Here is an 18,380-nt window from a genome sequence, read left to right as displayed (position 1 = left end):
GGAGCAGCGGTGAGCAGCAGCGCCCGGCCGCCTCGTGCGGCCGGGCGCTGCTGTCACCGGCTCAGAGCCGGCCGGCGGCCTTGAGGGCCAGGTACTCGTCGGCGAGCCGCGGCGCGAGGTCGTCCGGCAGCGCCTCGACGACGTCGGCCCCGTAGCGGCGCAGCATCGTGGTGACCGCGGTGCGCTCCAGGTCGCCGCGGGCGGCGGCCGCGGCGTCGTACACGTCGGCCACCGTCTCGCGGCCGGCGCGCAGCGCCGCCACCTCCTCGTCCGCGACGGAGGCGACGACCACGGTGTGGTCGCGGGCGAGCTGGTCCACCACGGGCAGCAGGCCGTTCTCCACTGCCGCCGGGTCCAGGGTGGTGAGCAGCACCACGAGCGCGCGCTGCGTCATCCGGCTGCGCACCTGCGCCACCACGCCCGGCCAGTCCGTCTCCAGCAGCACCGGGTCCACGGTGGCCAGCGACTCGGCCAGGGCCGGCATGAGCCGCGGCCCGGCCGCGCCCGCCACCCGCGCCCGCACGGTGCGGTCGAACGCCACGAGCTCCACGCGGTCGCCCGCGTGCCCGGCCAGCGCCGAGAGCAGCAGCGCCGCCTCGATGCTCGCGTCCAGGCGCGGCGCACCCGTCGAGTCGGCCGCGCCCACGCGGGCCGCGGCCGTGCGGCCGGTGTCCAGGACGATCAGCACGCGCCGGTCGCGCTCGGGGCGCCAGGTGCGCACCACCACCTCGCGCCGGCGGGCGGTGGCCCGCCAGTCGATCGAGCGGACGTCGTCGCCCACCACGTACTCCCGCAGCGAGTCGAACTCCGTGCCCTCGCCGCGGATCTGCACGGCGGCGCGGCCGTCCATCTCCCGCAGCCGCGCCAGGCGCGACGGCAGGTGCTTGCGGCTGGCGAACTCCGGCAGCACGCGCAGCCGGCCCGGGACGGGCAGCGTCACCTGGCGGCCGGCCAGGCCCAGCGGGCCGAGGCTGCGGACGGTCACGCCGCCCGCCGCCCGGTCGCCGCGGCGCGTCGGCACGAGGACGGTCGGCAGGCGCGCTGCCTCGCCGTCGGGCAGGTCCACGTGGTGGCGCCCCGGCCCGCCGGACGCCGGGCGCACGCGCTCGGACCTGCCCCGCCCCGGACCCGCACCGGCCGACGGGCCCCACGCGTCCCGGACCACCGCCCGCAGGCGCCGGCCGGAGGCGTTGCGGACCACGAGCTCGCTCGTCGCCTCGGAGCGCAGCCGGACCGACGCCGGCACGCGCCGCTGCACCGCCACCCGGCGCGGCGACGCGGCCAGGACGACGTCGGCCACGCACACCAGGACCACGAACGTGGCCCAGACCAGCACCGTCCCGTCGGCCGGCAGGAGCAGCACGGGCACCACGCCGAGGCCCATCAGGGCGGCGGCCCGCCACGTCACGACCATGCGGGCCTCAGCGCGGCACGGGCACGGAGGCCAGCACCGTGTCCAGCACGCCCTCGGCGGTGACGCCCTCGAGCTCGGCCTCGGCGCGCAGCTGCACGCGGTGCCGGAGCGTCGGGTGGGCCAGCGCCTTGATGTCGTCCGGCGTGACGAACGAGCGGCCCGACAGCCACGCCCAGGCCCGCGCCGTGCGCAGCAGCGCGGTGGCGCCACGCGGCGAGACACCGAGCGAGAGCGACGGCGAGAACCGCGTGGCGCGGCAGACGTCGACGGCGTAGCCCAGCACCTCGCGGGACACCTGGACACGGGCGACCTCGGCGCGGGCGCGCTCCAGCACCCCGGCGTCGGCCACGGGCGTCACGCCGGCGGCGGCCAGGTTGCGGGGGTCGAACCCGGCGGCGTGCCGGGCCAGGACCTCCACCTCCTGGTCCCGCTCGGGCAGCGGCAGCACCAGCTTGAGCAGGAACCGGTCGAGCTGGGCCTCGGGCAGCGAGTAGGTGCCCTCGTACTCGACGGGGTTCTGGGTGGCGATGACCAGGAACGGGTCCGGCAGCGGACGCGGCGTGCCGTCCACCGACACCTGACGCTCCTCCATCGCCTCCAGCAGGGACGCCTGGGTCTTGGGGGGCGTGCGGTTGATCTCGTCCGCCAGCACCAGGTTGGTGAACACGGGGCCCTCGCGGAACGAGAACTCGGCCGTGCGCGCGTCGTAGACGAGCGAGCCCGTCACGTCACCCGGCATCAGGTCGGGCGTGAACTGGATGCGCTTGGTGTCCAGCTTCAGCGCCGCCGCGAGGGTGCGGACCAGCAGCGTCTTGGCGACACCCGGCACACCCTCCAGGAGCACGTGCCCCTGGCACAGCAGGGCGATGAGCAGGCTGGTCACGGCCGCGTCCTGCCCGACGACGGCCTTGCCCACCTCCGTACGGACCGCCGCCAGGGCGGAGCGGAGCTCCTGCGACGGGGCGGGCGGCTGGGCCGGGGCGGGCGCGGCGTCGGCCGGGCCGGCCGCGGGCGCGGCCTGGCCGTTCACCGGCACCGTCTGCACGGTCCGGGCGGCCTGCGGGTCGGACGTCGGCTCCGCGGGACGGGCCGCGCTCTGCGGGGGGAAGGCTGGTTCGGTCACGGTCGGTGGACCTCGCTCTCCAGGGTGTCGAGTCGGCGCGCGAGCTCGGCGAGCGCGGCGTCGTCAGCGGGCGGTGGGCCGTAGAGCAGGTCTGCCACCTGCTGCGACGGGCGGTTCGTGGCGGCCACGACGGCGTCGACCACGGTGTTGGCGTCGGACGAGCGGGCCAGGCCGAGGCGCGAGGCGATCCGGTCGGCGGACGCCGCCCGGAGGCCGGCGGCGGCGTGCCCGCGGGCGCGGGCGGCCCGGTACAGGCGGGCGCGACCCCGCGTGGCCTCGGCCGAGCGGACGAGCACCGGCAGGTCCTCGACGACCAGCGGCCCCATGCGGCGCACGCGCCAGAGCGCGAGCAGCACGACGGCGAGCAGCGCCACCAGGGCGACCGGCGCGGAGCCGGGCGGCATGACCGCGTTCACCTGGCCGCGCTCGGCGGGGGTGGGCTCGTCGTCGCCGGTGCTGACGTCCATCGGGTCGGGGACCAGCCAGACGAGGTCCTCGTTCTGGCCGAGCATCCACAGCGCGAGCGCCGAGTTGCCCTCCGTCAGGACAGTGCCGTTGCGGAGCACCGCGGGGTCGCTGACCACGGTCACCGAGCGGTCCGGGAAGTCGAGGCGGGCGTACGCGAACGCGCCGGCGCCGTCCGGCCAGCACAGGACCGGCCGCACCTTGTCGCCCGCGCCGGACGCGTCGTACAGGCCGGGCGCCAGCGTGACCGCGCCGGCGGCCTGCGCCGCCGGGTCGTCGCACTGCGGCTCGACCGGGTCGGGCCGCTCGCCGTAGGTGATGTCGAGCTTGTCGCGGCTCACGCCCGCGACCATGCTGTAGTCCGGGGCGAGGACGACGAGGTCGGCGCCCGTGCGGTTGAGCGCGGAGATCTGGTCGTCCGCGAAGAACGACGGGTTGGGCGTGACCAGGAGCGTGCTGTCGGGCCCGGCCGCGGCGACGGCGTCGGCCACGGAGGTGACGTGCGTGATGCGCACGCCCTGGTCCTTCAGCACCTCGGCCACGGCCATGGCCCCGTCCGCCTCCGGGTTGTCCGGGGCGTAGGACTCGGCGGACGTGGGCGTGCGGACCACCGCGAGGAACAGGACGAACAGGGCGACCGCGGCGAGCACGGTCAGCGGCCAGCGCATCCGCCGCCACCGGCTCGCGGCCCGCGACCGGCCCGTGGTTTCGTCGCCGATGACCACCGGCGGCTCGTCGACGGGGCCTGTGGTCGCGACCGGCACCGCCGAGGGCGGCGTCGGGGCGGGCGGCGCCGCGGGGGCATACGGGGAGGGCACCTGCGTGGTCATGCGGACACCCCCGGCTTCTCGTCCGCGCTCTCGGTCGCGTCGTCGTGCGTGTCACGGCCGGAGCCCGTGCCGGGCCCGGTCGCGGGGACGGCGGCGGGCCGCGCCGCGGTGACCTGGGCGTCGAGCTCACGCAGCGCCGCGTCGTCGGCCGCCGTGGCGACCCGGTCGCCGTACTCGACCCCGTCGAACAGGTCGGCGCCGGAACGCAGGCCCGCGGCCTGCCCGGGCAGGCGCTCGCCCGCGTCACCCGCGGCCTCCTGCGCCGTGCGGCCGGGTCGCGGCTCGATGACCACCCGCTCCTCCAGGGACCGGACGACGGCGCGGAAGCGCTCCACGGCCGCCGTCCGCCAGTCGCCCGACGCCGCGGCGGCGTCGGCAGCGGCGCGCATCTGCGCGGCCGTCCGCGCGTCGTCGGCGTCGAGCACCTCTGCCTTTCCCGCCCGGTCGCGGCCGAGCCGCACCGGTCCGGCGATCAGCCACGCGATCAGCACGACGACCACGGCGACGATCGCGAGGACGACCCCGAGCTGGGGCCCCGACATCGCGGTGTCGGGCCAGTCGATGCCGTTCAGCCAGTCCATGACCCAGCGGATCACGCGCGACAGCAGCGACTCGCGCTCCGCGTACTCGGGGCGCTGCAGCTCGCTCGTGAGCCACTCGCGTGCGGTGTCCCGGTCCGGGACGACGGGCAGATCGGCCCTCATGTCACTTGTCCGCCGCGGCTGCGGCCGCGGCCTGCAGCTGCACGTCCAGTCCCTCGCGACGCATCCGGGTGTCGATGTAGAGCAGGGCGGTGACGCCCCCGAGGAACAGGACGCTCATGCCGCCCGTGATGACGTAGGTGACCCCGTAGCTGACGGCCACGGCCACGTCGCTGGCCGACATCAGCGCCAGGCCCAGGACCGCACCGATCGGGAGGGAGACGATCTGGCCGATCACGCTCAGGATGATCGAGGTCAGCAGGTAGATGCCGAGCACCCGCCAGAACGAGCCGCGCGAGAGCTTCCAGGCACGGACGAACGTCGCCCAGAAGCCGCCGCCCTCGACCGCGAGCGCGGGCGGGACGAGGATCACGCGGGTGAACGCCCAGACGCCGGCGACCACGAGCCCGGCGAGCACGACGAGCAGACCGACCACGCCGAGCGTCGGGTCCACGGAGAACAGCCCGACGACGATGCCGACGGCGAGCACGTAGGCCACGAGCACGACGAGGGTGCTCAGCAGCGAGAAGCCGATCAGGAACCAGGCCCGCTTGGCGACGCGCCGCCACGCGTCGGACACCGAGATCTTGCGGCCGATGACCGAGTCGCTGACGGAGACGGCCATGACGCCCATGGCGAGGGGCGAGGCGAGCATGAGCAGCAGGCTCGTGCCGAGCAGCGACCCGTAGGTCACGCCGAGCAGGTCCTGGGTGAGCCCCAGGTCCTGGGCCGCGGGATCGTTCTCGAGCTCGGCGAAGAAGCTGCCGAACAGGTCGGTGAACCAGGTGGTCAGCGGGATGCTGACCAGGGTGCCGATCGCGACGGCGACGACCACGATGATCGCGGTGAGCCCGAGCGTGACGGCCGGGTTGTGCCGCACGGCGCCGAACGCGCCGTCGTACAGCTCGCCCAGGGTGAGCGGGCGCAGCGGGACGATGCCGGGCTTGTCGGCCGCGGGCCGGTAGCCCGGGACGGCGCCGCCGGGCGCGTGCTGGCCGTACTGGGTCTGCCCGTACTGGTTCTGGCCGTACTGACCGGCCGGGCCGGAGGGCGGCGTCCCGTACTGCGGCTGCTCCGGCGCCTGCGGGGCGGACGGGTCGTACCCGGGCGCGTACTGCCCGTACCGCGGCGGCTCGCCCCAGCCGGCGGGCTGGGAGCCTCCGGACTGCGGGGGCGTCGGCTGCGCCGGCTGGTCGGGTGCGCTCTCGGGCGTCGTCATGGGGCGTGCTCCGGGTGTCGTCTGCGGTGATGCCTGTGCGCCGCAACCCTAGTACGGGGTACTGACAGGGGGCGGCGTAATTCGAGCGTGCGGGCGGGTCGCCTCGCGACCGTCATCCCGCTGTGACCACCGTAGCGCCGGCCTCGTGCTCCGCGAGGTCGCCGGTCGCGCCGGCCCGGACGGCGCGTCCGCCCAGCACGTAGACGTAGGTCCAGAAGGCGGCGAGCACGATCGCGCCGATGACGATCTTGAGCCACCAGAAGAGCTCGGAGCCGGTCACGAAGCCCTCCACGAGGCCCGAGACCGCCAGGGCCGCCGCGAGCCCGATGACCGTGGTGATCAGGGCGCGCCCCTCGGCGGCCATGGCGACCGACCGCTTGCGGTGCCCCGGGTCGACGAGCGTCCAGAACAGCCGCAGGCCCGCCGCGCCCGCGACGAAGATGCACGTCAGCTCCAGCAGGCCGTGGGGCGCGATGAGCGTGAGGAACAGGTCGAGCTCGTCGTGCGCGGCCATCATGCCGCCGGTGGCGCCGATCTGGACCGCGTTCTGCCACAGCACGTTCAGGGTGAAGAAGCCGGTGATGCCGCCGGCGACGGCCTGCGCCGCGATCCAGGCGTTGTTGGTGAAGACGACGCCGGCGAACCCGATGCCCGGGTCGTAGTAGGAGGCGAAGGCGTTGTTGACGTAGTCGTCCTGGGCGGCCGGCGACATCAGGGAGTTCATGGCGTCGGCGTCGGACGCGATGTAGACGCCCGCGACCACCGCGACGAGCACGCAGGCCGCCGTCACCCCGTGCGACCACCACCGGATCCGGTAGAACGCCGCGGGCAGCGACACCACGGCGAACCGCACCACCTCGCGCCACGCCGGCTCGTGCGACCCGGCGATGCGGGTGCGCGCCCGGTTCAGCACGTCGGACAGGCGGGTCACCAGCGCGGGGTCGGGCGCGGCGGACCGGACCGTCGACAGGTGCGTGGCCACCGACTGGTACAGGCGCACCAGCTCGTCCGACTCGGCGCCGTCCAGCCGGCGCCGGGAGGCGAGCTCCTTGAGGCGGTCCCACTCTGCGGCGTGCACGGCGGTGAAGGCGTCGATGTCCACGACGGTAGTCTGCCGCACAGGGACCGCGGCACGTCCCGAGGGCCCGCACCATCCGACAGCACCCCGACCGGAGGAAACGTGCAGGACGGCATCGTCATCGGCGAGGGCGTGGTGCTGGACGCACGCCCGGCGTCGTTCATCACACGCGCCATGGGCGCGATGCTCGACTTCCTCGTGATCGGCGCGGTCGTCGCGGCCGTCCTGATCGTCGGCGCGGTCTGGTTCGTGGAGAACGCCGTGCTGGGCGAGGACATCGCGGCGATCGTCTACGTGCTGGCGAACGTCGTGGTCATGGTGGGCATCCCGGTCACGGTCGAGACGCTGTCGCGCGGCCGGTCGGTCGGCAAGCTCGCCTGCGGCATCCGCGTGGTGCGCGACGACGGCGGCCCGGTCCGGTTCCGGCACGCGCTGGTGCGGGCGCTCATCGGCGTGATCGAGCTGTGGCTGACGTTCGGCGGCATCGCGGCGATCGCGTCGCTGTCCAACGCGAAGGGCAAGCGCCTCGGCGACCTCGCTGCCGGCACGTACGCGGTGCGGGTGCGGGGCGGCAAGCCGCCGTCGGCCCCGGTCGTGATGCCGCAGTCCCTGGCCGCGTGGGCGCACACCGCGGACATGCGCCGCCTGCCCGACGGCCTGGCGCTGGCCGCCCGGCAGATGCTGGGCCGCGCCGCCCGCCTCGCGCCCGAGTCCCGTGCACGGCTGGCCGACGACCTCGCCGGCCGCATCGAGCCGTACGTCGCCCCGGGCCCGCCGACGGGCACCCACCCCGAGGCGTTCCTGCACGCCGTGCTCGCCGAGCGCCGGGAGCGCGAGCTCGCCGCGGGTCAGCGGGAGCGCCGGCGGGCGCAGGAGCAGGCGGAGCTGCTGCACCGCCTCCCGTTCGCGGTGGCCGACCCGCCGCGCTGAGCCCGCACTGTCAGGTGCGGACGTCGTCCCAGGCGCGCATCAGTCCGCGCGAGCGCAGCGCCGCCGAGCAGCGCAGCAGACCGGCGTGCACCGCCCGGCGCAGCCGGGCCGACGTCGGCCGCTCGACGCCGTAGTGGATCGCGACCGCCAGGCCGAGGCTCATTGCGCCCGCCGCGAAGAGGGCGACCGTGCGCGTGGTCTCGTGGGCCAGGATGTCGATGACGGCGTACCCGAACTGGGTGTGCACCAGGTACACGGGATAGGTCAGGGCGCCGACCGTGCCGAGCACGGTCGCGACCCTGCGCGGTGGCGCCGTCCTGCCGCGCAGCGTCGTCGCCCAGACCGCCACGACGCTGGCCAGCATGATCATCACGGCGATGACCGGGTCCACGGTGACGCCCTGCATGTCGGACGCGCGGGCGGCGGCCTCCTGCACCCGCAGGACGCACAGGACCAGGCCGCCCGCGAGCAGCGTGCTGGTGACCAGGTCGAACCCGTCGCGGTAGGCGAGGAACAGCAGCATTCCGACGGCGAAGTACGGGGCGTAGACCGGCACGAGCCAGTCGGCGAGCCAGTGGGCGCCGAGCTCCTGCGCCGCCCAGCCGGCGAGCGGCCAGAGGGTGGCGAAGGTCAGCACGCGGTTGCGGGTGAGCGGGCCGAACGCCAGCACCACGAGCACCAGCAGGTAGAACTTGAGCTCCACGAGCAGGGTCCAGAACACGACCTGGACGCCCGTCACGTCGAAGAGGTCCTGCACCATCGTGAGGTTGACCAGGGTCTCGGTGAGGCTGGTCTGCCGGCCGCCCGACCAGAACTGCTGCAGGCCGACCGTCAGCACGATGCACGCCCAGTACGCCGGGAAGAGGCGGCCCACCCGGGAGGCGACGAAGCCGGCGATCCCGCGGCCGTCGGCGCTGAGCAGGATCACGAACCCGGAGATCATGAAGAACAGCTCGACGCCCAGCCAGCCGTACCGGGTGACCTCGTTGAGCAGCGGGAACGCCCGGTCGGGGTCGGCACCCCAGTAGCTGGTCACCGTCGAGGTCGCCGTGAAGTGGTAGAGCAGCACGGCGGCCGCGGCGCCGAAGCGCAGGCCGTCCATGGCCACGAGCCGGCCGGTGGTCTTCCGGCGCTCACTGCCCGTGGTCGCGGGGCTCGCCTCGGGAACGGACGCGGTCAGGTTCTCCTCAGGACGGGTCATCGCCGCCGACCTTAGATCACGGAACGATAACGGTCAAAAATCACCCTACCAGAAGCGCCAGGAGCGTTTTAGCCGAAGTGTCCCAGTCGTACCCGGCGGCGCGGAGCCGCGCGGCGGCCGACCGCTCGGCCCAGGTCCGCGGGTCGTCGAGCTCGCGGACGGCGGCGACGAACCCGTCCACGTCGTCCGGGTCGACGTACGCCCCCGCCGGCCCGCCGACCTCCCGGAACACGGGGATGTCGCTGACCACCAGGGGCGTGCCGAGCGTCATGGCCTCCACCAGCGGGAGCCCGAAGCCCTCGTCGCGCGAGCCGGAGACGAGCGCCGTCGCGCCGCGCAGCACGTCGCGGTAGGCCTCGTCGGACGCGCCGTCGTGGAACACGAGCGTGCCCTCGCCGGCCAGCTCGGTCAGCCGCGAGCGCTGCTCGGCCGTGACCGGGCTCATGAGGTGCAGCTCCCACCCCGGCAGGCGGGTCATGGCGCGGGCCGGCAGCTCCACGTTCTTGTACGGCATGAAGGAGCCCATGTAGACGAGCGACCGGGTGCGGGGCGCGCGGGGCAGGTCCGGCACGGGGTCGGGCGCGTTCGGCACCACGGTGACCGGACGCCGGGTCAGCCGGTGCCGGGCGATCAGGTCGCGCGTGGTCTCCGAGACCGTGACGACGGCGTCGGCCCGGTTCAGCAGCAGCCGCTGCGGCCACCACGCCAGGTGGAACGCCCGCCACAGCAGCCGCACGGGGGCGGGCAGGTTCCGCGGGGGCGTGGGGTGCCGGTAGTAGATGAGGTCGTGCAGGGTCAGGACCACCCGGTAGTCCCGCCCCCAGGTACCCATGGTCTGCATCGGGCTGAACACGACGTCGGCGCCCGTGCGGCGCACCTGCCGCGCCACGAAGGGCTCGCGCCAGCTCGTCGGGGCGCTCACCCGGTGCCACGGCAGCCCCGGCGGCAGGTGGGCGAGCTGGCGCTCGTCGTCCACCAGCACCTCGACGGGGTGCAGCCGGGCCAGCGCCGTGACGATGCCCGCCGTGTACCGGCTGATCCCGTCGTGCCGGCCGACCCGCAGGTAGCGGCAGTCGACGACGATCTTCATCGGATCTTCCCTCACTGTTCATCCCGGTCGCCGGTGGCCTGGAGACCGGCCAGGAATCCGGCCGTCTCCCGGGCCACGACGTCCGGCGCCTCGTAGTGGGCCAGGTGGCCGATCCGCGGGACCACGGCCAGCCGGGCGTCGGCGAGCGCCGCCGCGAGGACCCGCTGGGACGGCAGCGGGGCGACGTCGTCGTTCTCGGACGCAACCAGCAGCGTCGGCACGGTGATGCGCCCCGCGTAGGCGGAGACGTCGGTGCCGACCGACGCATGGAAGGCCTCCAGCAGGGTGCGCCGGTCGGCGAAGCCGGAGAAGTACCGGTCGTGCTCCGCGTGGATCCAGCGCCGCAGGTCAGGGTCGTCGGAGGTGACCATCGCGAGGCTCGCGACGCGGGTGAACAGCGGGTGACGCAGCAGGCCGGTCCCGGCCCGCTCCGGCAGCGCCGCGGCCAGCCGGTGCACCCCCACGGTGACGGCGCTCATCGCCCGGCGCGGGCCGTCCAGCGCCGCCGTCGCGATCGGGTTGACCAGCACCAGGGCGCGCACGGGCGCCGCGTCCGACACCGGTCTGCCGGCCGGCCCGGCCACCGTCGCGGCCGCGACGATCGAGCCGAAGGAGTGCCCGGCCAGCACCGCGTCACCTCCGGGGGCGACGGCGGCCAGCAGCTCGGCGGTCCACCCGGCGTAGCCGGCGACGTCGTGCACCCCGTCCGTCAGCGGTTCCGACGCGCCGAAACCGGGCAGGTCAGGAACCCATACCTGCAGGTCAGGGCGTTGCGTGACGAGGCTGGCCACGATCGGCTCCAGCCCGTGGTGGTCGCCGCGCAGCCCGTGCAGGAACACGATCCGGTGCGGCGCCGCGGCGTCCCCGTACACCCGGACGTGCGCGCGGACGCCGCGGAGGCGAAGGTCCTCGTCACGCGCGGGTGTGGCCGCGACGAGTCCCGCGTACGGTGCCTGGAGATCGCGCGAGCGCGTGTCGGTGTTCATCGCGCTGACCCTAAGCACTCGAGGGACGGTCACGGGAGTGGTCGGAGAAAGATGGGGGAAAACCCCCATCTCATTACGGGGGGAAACCTGGTGGCGGAGAAGGGCGTCCTTACGTCACCGTTGTCCCATGCAAGCCATAGCGGTCGCCCTCGCCGTCCTCGGCGCCGCCCTGTTCGCCGGCGCCGCGGTCCTGCAGCACCGCGAGGTGGCCGACCTCTACGGGCAGCCCTTCCCCCGCGAACGTGTCCTGTCCCTGCGCCGCCTCGGCCGGATCGTCCGACGGCCCGGCTGGCTGGCCGGGTTCGGGCTCGCGGCGGGCGGCACGATCGTGCACGCGGTAGCGCTGGCGCTCGCGCCGCTCCGCCTGGTCCAGCCGATCGGCGTGCTCGCCGTGCCCGTGGCGGTGCTGCTCTCCTCGCTGCTGCTGCGGCGGGCGCCGGGCCGGAACGTGCTGCTCGGCGTCGGCCTGACCATGGCCGGGGTGGCGGTCTTCGTCGCCGCGTCCGTGAGCGCCACCTCGGGCAACCCGCCGCCGCCCGGGTCCACGCTGCCGACCATCCTGATCGTCGGGGGTGTCGTGGTGGGCCTGGGCGTCGCCGGCCTGGCGGCCGGCGGCTGGCTGCGCTGCGTCGCCTGCGCCACGGCCGGCGCCACCGCGTTCGGCCTGCTCTCCGCGCTCATGCGCGTGATCTTCCAGGAGCTCGCCGTCGGCACCCCCTGGCACGAGCCGCAGGTGCTCGGCACCGGCACGGCCGCGATCGCCGCGCTGGTGCTGGGCGGCTGGCTCGTGCAGCAGGCCTACCCGTCCGGCCCGCCCGAGGTCGTGGTCGCGTGCCTCACGGTCGTGGACCCGATCGTGGCCGTGCTGCTGGGCGCGGTGCTCCTCGGCGAGGGCGCCGACACGCCCGTCGCCACCTGGTTCCTCCTCGGTGGCGCGGCGCTCGCCGCGTCCGCCGGGGTCCTCGTCCTTGCCCGGCTCCACCCCGACGCCGTCGCGGCCCGCGCGGCGCGTACCGCCCCTTCGAGACTTCCCGGACCATCGAGAGGTACAGCACAGTGAACCTGCCTGGTACTCCCCGCACGATCTTGATCGGCGCCGATACCTACCCGCCCGCCGTGAACGGCGCCGCCCGGTTCGCCGGCAGCCTGGCCACCGGCCTGGCCGGCCGCGGGTACGAGGTGCACGTCGTCGCCCCGTCGCCGACGGGCCGCCCCGTGCGCGAGGTGCGCGACGGCGTCGTCCTGCACGGGCTGCGTTCCAGCCGGTACCCCACGCACCACAACCTGCAGATCTCCCTGCCCTGGGAGACCCGCCGGGCGGTCGCGGACATCCTGGACGAGGTCCGGCCCGACGTCGTGCACACCAACGGCAGCTTCATCGTCGGCCGCGCCCTGGTCGACGCCGCGGACCGGCGGGACCTGCCCATCGTGGCGACCAACCACCTGATGCCGGAGAACCTCGTCGGCTACCTGCTGGTGCCCGGCTCGATGCACCGCAGGGTCGGGCGCTGGCTGTGGCAGGACATCGGCCGCGTCTACGCGAAGGCCGACGTGGTCACCGCCCCCACGCCGCGCGCCGTGGACCTGCTCGCGCAGCACGCCGGGCTCAGCCACGCGATCCCCGTCTCCAACGGCATCGACACCGACCGGTACACCACCACGGTCCGCGACGGCCGCACCGAGCCGACGGTCCTGTTCGTGGGCCGCCTGGACCAGGAGAAGCGCGTCGACGAGATCATCCGCGCCTTCGCCCTGCTCCCCGAGGGTCTCCCGGGCCGCCTGGAGATCGTCGGCACCGGCGCGAAGGCCGACGACTGGGCCGCGCTCGCCGCCGAGTCCGGCGTCGCGGGGCGCGTCCGGTTCCGCGGGTACGTGCCCGACGACGAGCTGCTCACCGCCTACTCCGAGGCCGACCTGTTCTGCATGCCCGGGGTGGCCGAGCTGCAGAGCCTGGTCACGCTGGAGGCGATGGCCTCGGGCCTGCCGGTGGTCGCCGCCGACGCGATGGCGCTGCCCCACCTGGTGCGCCCCGGCGTCAACGGCTGGCTCTACACGCCGGGCGACGTGCGCGAGCTGGCCAACCGGCTGGGCGACCTCCTGGCGGACGCCGGCCTGCGGCACCGGATGGGCGCCGCGAGCCGCGAGCTCGTCGCGGCGCACGCCGTGGACGGCACCCTCGACGCGTTCGCGGAGATCTACGAGAAGGTCCACGCCATGCACGGGGCCACGGCGGCGGCCTGACCCGCCAGCTCCCCGCGCGTGTCAGACCCTCAGGCCCCCCGGGGGACCTGAGGGTCTGACACGTACGAGTGCGGGGCTAGCCGCCGAAGACCGGCGCCACCGCCTTGACCAGCTCGTTGCCGCCGAGCACGAGGAACATCGCGGCCACCAGCACCAGGATCACGTTGACCCACCAGCGGTTGCGCCACCGCTGCGGCACCGCCCTCGAGTTCATCAGGAACAGCAGCGTCAGCGCGAGGAACGGCATGAACAGCGAGCCCAGCGCGCCGTAGACCACGACGAGCAGGATCGGCTTGTCGAGGAACAGCAGCGCCATCGGCGGGAACGTCAGCCAGAGGATGTACCACCGATAGTAGGTGCCGCCGGCGCCGCGACGGCGGTCGTCGGCGGGCAGGTTGCGCATCGTGGCCACGAAGTCGGCGAACATGAGCGACACGCCGTGCCAGACGCCGATCACCGACGAGAACGTCGCGGCGAAGAAGCCGACCAGGAACAGCGGCGCCATGAACGCCCCGTACCGCTGGGCGAGCACGTCGGCGACGTCGACCAGCCCCTGCTCGCCGTCCGCCACGGCCAGGCCCGCCGAGTACAGGAGCTCGGAGCCCACGATCAGCATGGCGATCACGAAGACGCCGGACATGAGGTACGCCCACGCGTTGTCGAGCCGCATGACGCGCATCCAGCGGGGCGTGTCCCAGCCCTTCTCGGTGAGCCAGTACCCGTAGGCCGCCAGGGTGATGGTGCCGCCCACACCACCCGCCAGGCCGAGCGTGTTGAGCACCGCACCCTCGGGGATGATCGGCACCAGTCCGGCCACGATCTCGCCGAGGTTGGGCGTCGTCAGCGCCGCCGACCCCACCACGGTCACGAACATGACACCGATGAGCACGGCCATGACGTTCTCGAACGGCTTGTACTTGCCGAACCAGACCAGCAGCAGGCCGGCGACGCCCGCGAGCATCGCCCAGTACCGCACCTCGACCCCGGGGAACAGCCCGTTCAGCGCGAGGCCGACGCCGGACATCGCCGCCGCGCCGTAGCTGAAGCCCCAGACGACCACATAGATGCCGAAGTAGACGACGGCCCACAGGCCGAGCGACTTCCAGCCGTCGAAGATGGTGCGGCCGGTCGCGAGCGTCCAGCGGCCGGCGCCCTCGACCAGCGCGATCTTCACGACGACGCCGAGGATCACCGCCCACAGCAGCGCGTAGCCGTAGTTGCTGCCCGCGACCATCGTGGCGACCAGGTCACCGGCGCCGATGCCGGTGGCCGCGACGACCAGACCAGGGCCGATGATCCGCCAGCGCGGTTTCTCCAGGGACTCACCGCCCCCGGGACCGGCGTCCCCCGGGCCGCCGGCCGCGGCCGCCGTCTGCGGCCCGGCCGTCAGCCGGTCCCCTGGAGCCCCCTGCGAAGTGACCTCATTGTCCTTTTCCATGGCGTGACTGTACCCAGGCGTTTCACCCACCCAAAAGGGACGCGCCCCACACCGGCCCGTGTCACAGAGGTTTAACAGGACCGTTATGCATTGCATACACCGCCGACCCTGTAGCAGTGATTGTATGCAATCGTCCTTGTCAGACCCGGATTGGATTCTCCAGTGCGCACACCACTGCCGCGGCTGCGCGGCCCACTCGCCCCCGCCGCCGGCCTTCTCGCCGCGGCGCTCGTCCTGTCCGGCTGTCAGGAGGTGCAGACCGCCGCCCCCGTCCAGGAGACGGCGGACGTCACCGGCGTCACCCTGGACGGCCGGACGATCTCCGAGGGCGGCGACCTCGTCATGGCCCTGTCGGCCGAGCCCGACGTGCTCGACCCCACGACCTCGTCGTCGCTCTACACGCGCTACGTCATGCAGACGATGTGCGAGAAGCTCTACGACATCGACGAGGCGGGCGAGATCGTCCCGATGCTCGCCACCGAGCTGCCCGAGGTGTCTGACGACGGCCTCACCGTCACCTTCCCGATCAAGGAGGGCGTGCAGTTCGCCGACGGCACGCCGTTCGACGCCGAGGCCGTGAAGACGTCGATCGAGCGCCACCTCACCAAGGAGGACTCGTCCCGCCGCAGCGAGCTGGGCCCGATCGAGGAGGTCACCGCTGTCGACGAGCACACCGTCGAGATCACCTACGAGACGCCGTTCGCGCCGCTCACCGCCGTGCTGGCCGACCGCGCGGGCATGATCATGTCGCCGACCGAGCTCGAGAAGGCCGGTGACGACTTCGGCGAGCACCCCGTCTGCGTGGGCGCCTTCAAGTTCGCCGAGCGCGTGCCGCAGACGTCCATCACGGTCGAGCGCGACCCGCTGTACTACGACGCCGAGAACGTGCACCTGGACTCGATCACGTACCGCATCATCACGGACGCCAGCATCCGCTCCGCCAACCTGCGCTCCGGCGACGTCCAGGTCGCCGACACCCTCTCGACCCAGGACCTCGCCGAGCTGGAGGACGCCGAGGGTGTGGGCCTCCTGGAGGTCGGCTCCCTGGGCTACCAGGCCATGACGGTCAACGTGGGCAACACCGACGGCGTCGGCGCTCCGCCCGGGAAGATCGACACCCCCATCGCCACGGACCCGCGGGTGCGCGAGGCCCTGTCGATGGCCGTGGACCGCGAGCAGCTCGTGAAGTCGGTCTTCAACGACCGGTTCGACCCGGCCTGCTCGCCCATCTCCCCCGCGTCCACGTTCAGCACCGCGGCGAGCGAGGCGTGCCCGGAGTACGACCCCGAGGGCGCCAAGGCGCTCCTGGAGGAGGCCGGCGCGGACGTGCCGTACAAGATCGAGATCAAGGTGACCAACACGCCCGACACCCTGCGCCTGGCGCAGGCCGTGCAGGCCTCGGTGGCCGAGGGCGGGTTCGAGCTGACGATCGTGCCCGTCGAGTACTCCTCGCTGCTGGAGGTCCAGGAGCAGGGCGACTTCGACCTGCTGCAGCTCGGCTGGTCGGGCCGCGTGGACCCGCACGGCAACATGTTCAACTTCCTGTCCACGGGCGCCGGCAACAACTACTCCGGGTACAGCGACCCCGAGGTGGACGACCTGCTCACGCAGGCCGCCACGGTGATCGACCCGGCCGAGCGGGCCGACCTGTACGGCCAGGTCGTCGCCAAGGTCCAGGAGGACAACCCGATCATCTACCTCTACCGGACGCGCAGCCTGACCGGCTACGCCGACGAGGTGGCGGGCATCTCCACGTACGCCGACGGCGTGGTCCGGCTGAGCCACGCCGCGTTCGTCGACCCGAACGAAGGCTGAGAGCACCTCCGATGCGTCGTTACCTCCTCGTCCGCCTCGGGCAGTCGGCGATCACGCTGCTGCTGGCGTCGATGGTGATCTTCCTGGGTGTGCGCATGCTGCCCGGCGACCCCGCGCTCGCGATGGCGGGCGAGGAGGCCACGCCGGAGCGGCTCGCCATGATCCGCGCCGACCTCGGCCTGGACCAGCCGGTCTGGGTGCAGTACGGCCGGTTCCTCGCCGAGGTCGCCTCGGGCGATCTCGGCGAGTCCACCCGCACCGGGGCGTCCGTCGCGAGCATGATCGGCGCCACGCTGCCCGTGACGCTCTGGCTGTCGCTCTACGCGATCGTCGTGGCCGTCGTGACCGGGGTGGCGCTCGGCCTGCTCGCCGAGCGCTACCGCGGCCGCTGGCCCGAGTGGGTCGCGAACGCGGCGGCGCTGACCAGCCTGTCGGTGCCGAACTTCTGGCTCGGCATGCTCGCGATCCTCTACCTGTGCATCGGCCTGGGCCTGTTCCCGGCGTCGGGCTACGTGCCGCTCACGGACGACCCGGTGGGCTGGCTGGTGCACCTGACCCTGCCGGCGCTGATCCTCGGCACGGGCCTGGCCGCCGTCATCATGCGGCAGACCCGCGCCTCCATGATCGAGGCCATGCGCACCGACTACGTGCGCACGGCCCGGGCCAAGGGCCTGGGCCGCACCCGGGTGCTGCTGCGGTACGGGCTGCGCAACTCCCTGATCGTCGTGGTCACGATCGCCGGGCTCCAGCTCGGCGGCCTCATCTCGGGCGCCGTCGTGACGGAGCAGATCTTCGCCCTGCCGGGGTTCGGCAAGCTCACGCTCGACGCCGTCTTCCAGCGCGACTACCCGGTGATCCAGGCCGTCGTGGTGCTCACCACCGTGGGGTACGTGCTGGTCAACCTCGCCGTGGACGTCCTGTACTCCGTCATCGACCCGCGTATCCGAGTGGGAGGTCGCTCATGACCGTCATCGAGCACAGCGGTCTCGCGCCGGAGGCCGCACCCGCCGTCGTCGGGCCCCGCCGGCTGCTGTCCCGGCTGCGCACCCCGCAGGCGATCACGGGCGCCGCGATGCTCGCGGTGGTCGTGCTGGCCGGACTCCTCGCGCCCCTGCTGGCCCCGCACGGGCCCGCGGAGGTGCACTTCGACGCCCCGTTCCAGCTGCCCGGCACCGTCGGCTTCGCGCTCGGCACGGACGACCTGGGCCGCGACGTGCTGTCCCGGATGATGTACGGCATCCGGGCCTCGCTCATGGTGGGGATCGTGGCGGTGGGCCTCGCCGTCGTCGTCGGCACGCCGCTCGGGCTCGCCGCCGGCTACTGGCGCCTGCTCGACGCGCCCGTCTCGCGCCTGACCGACGTGACGCTCGCGTTCCCGTTCCTCATCCTCGCCGTGGGCCTGGCCGCCATCAACGGGCCCAGCCTGGCCGGGGCCGCGATCTCGCTCGGCATCGCGCAGGTGCCGACCATGGTGCGCGTGGTGCGCGCCGAGACGATGCGCCTCAAGGAGAGCCCGTTCGTGCTGGCCGCGACCGCGATGGACGCGTCCGGGCCCCGCATCCTCGCGCAGCACGTGCTGCCCAACTGCCTGTCCGCGATCATCGTGCAGGCCACGGTGATCATGCCGGCGGCGGTCCTGGGCGAGGCCGTGCTCTCGTTCCTGGGGCTCGGCATCCAGCCGCCCACCCCGTCTCTGGGCATCATGCTCTCGGACGCGCAGCAGTACCTGGGCCGCGCGCCCACCGCCGCGCTGTTCCCCGGGCTGGCCATCGTGGCCATCTGCCTCGGCTTCAACCTCCTCGGGGACGCCCTGCGCGACGCCCTCGACCCGTCCACCGACCGTAAGTGA

16 protein-coding genes are annotated in these 18,380 nt (G+C 73.7%); 6 read left to right on the top strand and 10 right to left on the bottom strand.

Annotation, left to right across the window (positions count from 1 at the left end; all coding sequences use genetic code 11):
- Nucleotides 1–61: 61 nt before the first annotated feature.
- The 6 genes from ACIPN7_RS24955 to ACIPN7_RS24930 all read right to left on the bottom strand — a co-directional run bounded on the left by ACIPN7_RS24955 (nucleotide 62) and on the right by ACIPN7_RS24930 (nucleotide 6,854).
- Nucleotides 62–1,414 (bottom strand): DUF58 domain-containing protein, encoded by a 1,353-nt coding sequence (locus tag ACIPN7_RS24955; RefSeq protein ID WP_400548917.1) that lies wholly within the window; start codon nucleotides 1,412–1,414, stop codon nucleotides 62–64.
- 7 nt (nucleotides 1,415–1,421) lie between these two features.
- Nucleotides 1,422–2,351 (bottom strand): AAA family ATPase, encoded by a 930-nt coding sequence (locus ACIPN7_RS24950; RefSeq protein ID WP_377230498.1) that lies wholly within the window; start codon nucleotides 2,349–2,351, stop codon nucleotides 1,422–1,424.
- A gap of 182 nt (nucleotides 2,352–2,533) precedes the next feature.
- Nucleotides 2,534–3,832 (bottom strand): DUF4350 domain-containing protein, encoded by a 1,299-nt coding sequence (locus tag ACIPN7_RS24945; protein WP_400548914.1) that lies wholly within the window; start codon nucleotides 3,830–3,832, stop codon nucleotides 2,534–2,536.
- Nucleotides 3,829–4,536 (bottom strand): DUF4129 domain-containing protein, encoded by a 708-nt coding sequence (locus ACIPN7_RS24940; protein WP_400548911.1) that lies wholly within the window; start codon nucleotides 4,534–4,536, stop codon nucleotides 3,829–3,831. Before ACIPN7_RS24940 ends, ACIPN7_RS24945 begins: the two co-directional genes overlap by 4 nt.
- 1 nt (nucleotide 4,537) lies before the next feature.
- Nucleotides 4,538–5,752 carry a hypothetical protein gene (locus ACIPN7_RS24935; protein ID WP_400548908.1) on the bottom strand — a complete coding sequence of 405 codons (1,215 nt, stop codon included), beginning with the start codon at nucleotides 5,750–5,752 and terminating at the stop codon, nucleotides 4,538–4,540.
- Between the two features lie 112 nt (nucleotides 5,753–5,864).
- Nucleotides 5,865–6,854 (bottom strand): stage II sporulation protein M, encoded by a 990-nt coding sequence (locus ACIPN7_RS24930; protein ID WP_400548905.1) that lies wholly within the window; start codon nucleotides 6,852–6,854, stop codon nucleotides 5,865–5,867.
- Between the two features lie 78 nt (nucleotides 6,855–6,932).
- Between ACIPN7_RS24930 and ACIPN7_RS24925 the strand changes: the two genes are divergently transcribed.
- Nucleotides 6,933–7,760, top strand: a complete 828-nt coding sequence (locus ACIPN7_RS24925; protein WP_400548902.1) for an RDD family protein — start codon at nucleotides 6,933–6,935, stop codon at nucleotides 7,758–7,760.
- A 10-nt stretch (nucleotides 7,761–7,770) separates the two neighbouring features.
- Here the strand turns inward: ACIPN7_RS24925 and ACIPN7_RS24920 are convergent, their stop codons facing one another.
- From ACIPN7_RS24920 to ACIPN7_RS24910, 3 genes are read right to left on the bottom strand one after another with little or no spacing between them, the layout of a single operon-like run.
- Nucleotides 7,771–8,961, bottom strand: coding sequence for an acyltransferase family protein (locus ACIPN7_RS24920; RefSeq protein WP_400548899.1), 1,191 nt, complete (start codon nucleotides 8,959–8,961; stop codon nucleotides 7,771–7,773).
- A 40-nt stretch (nucleotides 8,962–9,001) separates the two neighbouring features.
- Nucleotides 9,002–10,051, bottom strand: a complete 1,050-nt coding sequence (locus tag ACIPN7_RS24915) for a glycosyltransferase family 4 protein (RefSeq protein WP_400548896.1) — start codon at nucleotides 10,049–10,051, stop codon at nucleotides 9,002–9,004.
- A gap of 11 nt (nucleotides 10,052–10,062) precedes the next feature.
- Complete coding sequence (locus ACIPN7_RS24910; protein ID WP_400548893.1) at nucleotides 10,063–11,037, bottom strand: alpha/beta fold hydrolase; 975 nt, start codon at nucleotides 11,035–11,037, stop codon at nucleotides 10,063–10,065.
- A gap of 127 nt (nucleotides 11,038–11,164) precedes the next feature.
- Between ACIPN7_RS24910 and ACIPN7_RS24905 the strand changes: the two genes are divergently transcribed.
- Nucleotides 11,165–12,097, top strand: coding sequence for a DMT family transporter (locus ACIPN7_RS24905; protein WP_400548890.1), 933 nt, complete (start codon nucleotides 11,165–11,167; stop codon nucleotides 12,095–12,097).
- Nucleotides 12,094–13,278, top strand: a complete 1,185-nt coding sequence (locus ACIPN7_RS24900) for a glycosyltransferase (protein ID WP_400548887.1) — start codon at nucleotides 12,094–12,096, stop codon at nucleotides 13,276–13,278. Before ACIPN7_RS24905 ends, ACIPN7_RS24900 begins: the two co-directional genes overlap by 4 nt.
- A 76-nt stretch (nucleotides 13,279–13,354) precedes the next feature.
- Here the strand turns inward: ACIPN7_RS24900 and ACIPN7_RS24895 are convergent, their stop codons facing one another.
- Complete coding sequence (locus tag ACIPN7_RS24895; RefSeq protein ID WP_400548884.1) at nucleotides 13,355–14,716, bottom strand: Nramp family divalent metal transporter; 1,362 nt, start codon at nucleotides 14,714–14,716, stop codon at nucleotides 13,355–13,357.
- Between the two features lie 162 nt (nucleotides 14,717–14,878).
- Between ACIPN7_RS24895 and ACIPN7_RS24890 the strand changes: the two genes are divergently transcribed.
- From ACIPN7_RS24890 to ACIPN7_RS24880, 3 genes are read left to right on the top strand one after another with little or no spacing between them, the layout of a single operon-like run.
- Nucleotides 14,879–16,531: an ABC transporter substrate-binding protein gene (locus ACIPN7_RS24890; protein ID WP_400548881.1), complete on the top strand. Its 1,653-nt coding sequence runs from the start codon at nucleotides 14,879–14,881 to the stop codon at nucleotides 16,529–16,531.
- Between the two features lie 11 nt (nucleotides 16,532–16,542).
- Nucleotides 16,543–17,496, top strand: a complete 954-nt coding sequence (locus tag ACIPN7_RS24885; RefSeq protein ID WP_285108271.1) for an ABC transporter permease — start codon at nucleotides 16,543–16,545, stop codon at nucleotides 17,494–17,496.
- The gene (locus tag ACIPN7_RS24880; protein ID WP_400548878.1) at nucleotides 17,493–18,380 is read left to right on the top strand and encodes an ABC transporter permease; all 888 of its coding nucleotides are present in this window, start codon (nucleotides 17,493–17,495) and stop codon (nucleotides 18,378–18,380) included. The genes ACIPN7_RS24885 and ACIPN7_RS24880 overlap by 4 nt, the downstream gene beginning before the upstream one ends.

The sequence above is a fragment of the Promicromonospora sp. NPDC090134 genome (assembly GCF_044746965.1).
GTDB lineage: Bacteria > Actinomycetota > Actinomycetes > Actinomycetales > Cellulomonadaceae > Promicromonospora.
The sequence above is the reverse complement of the archived record's forward strand: the minus strand, read 5'-3'. Positions and strand labels throughout refer to the sequence as shown.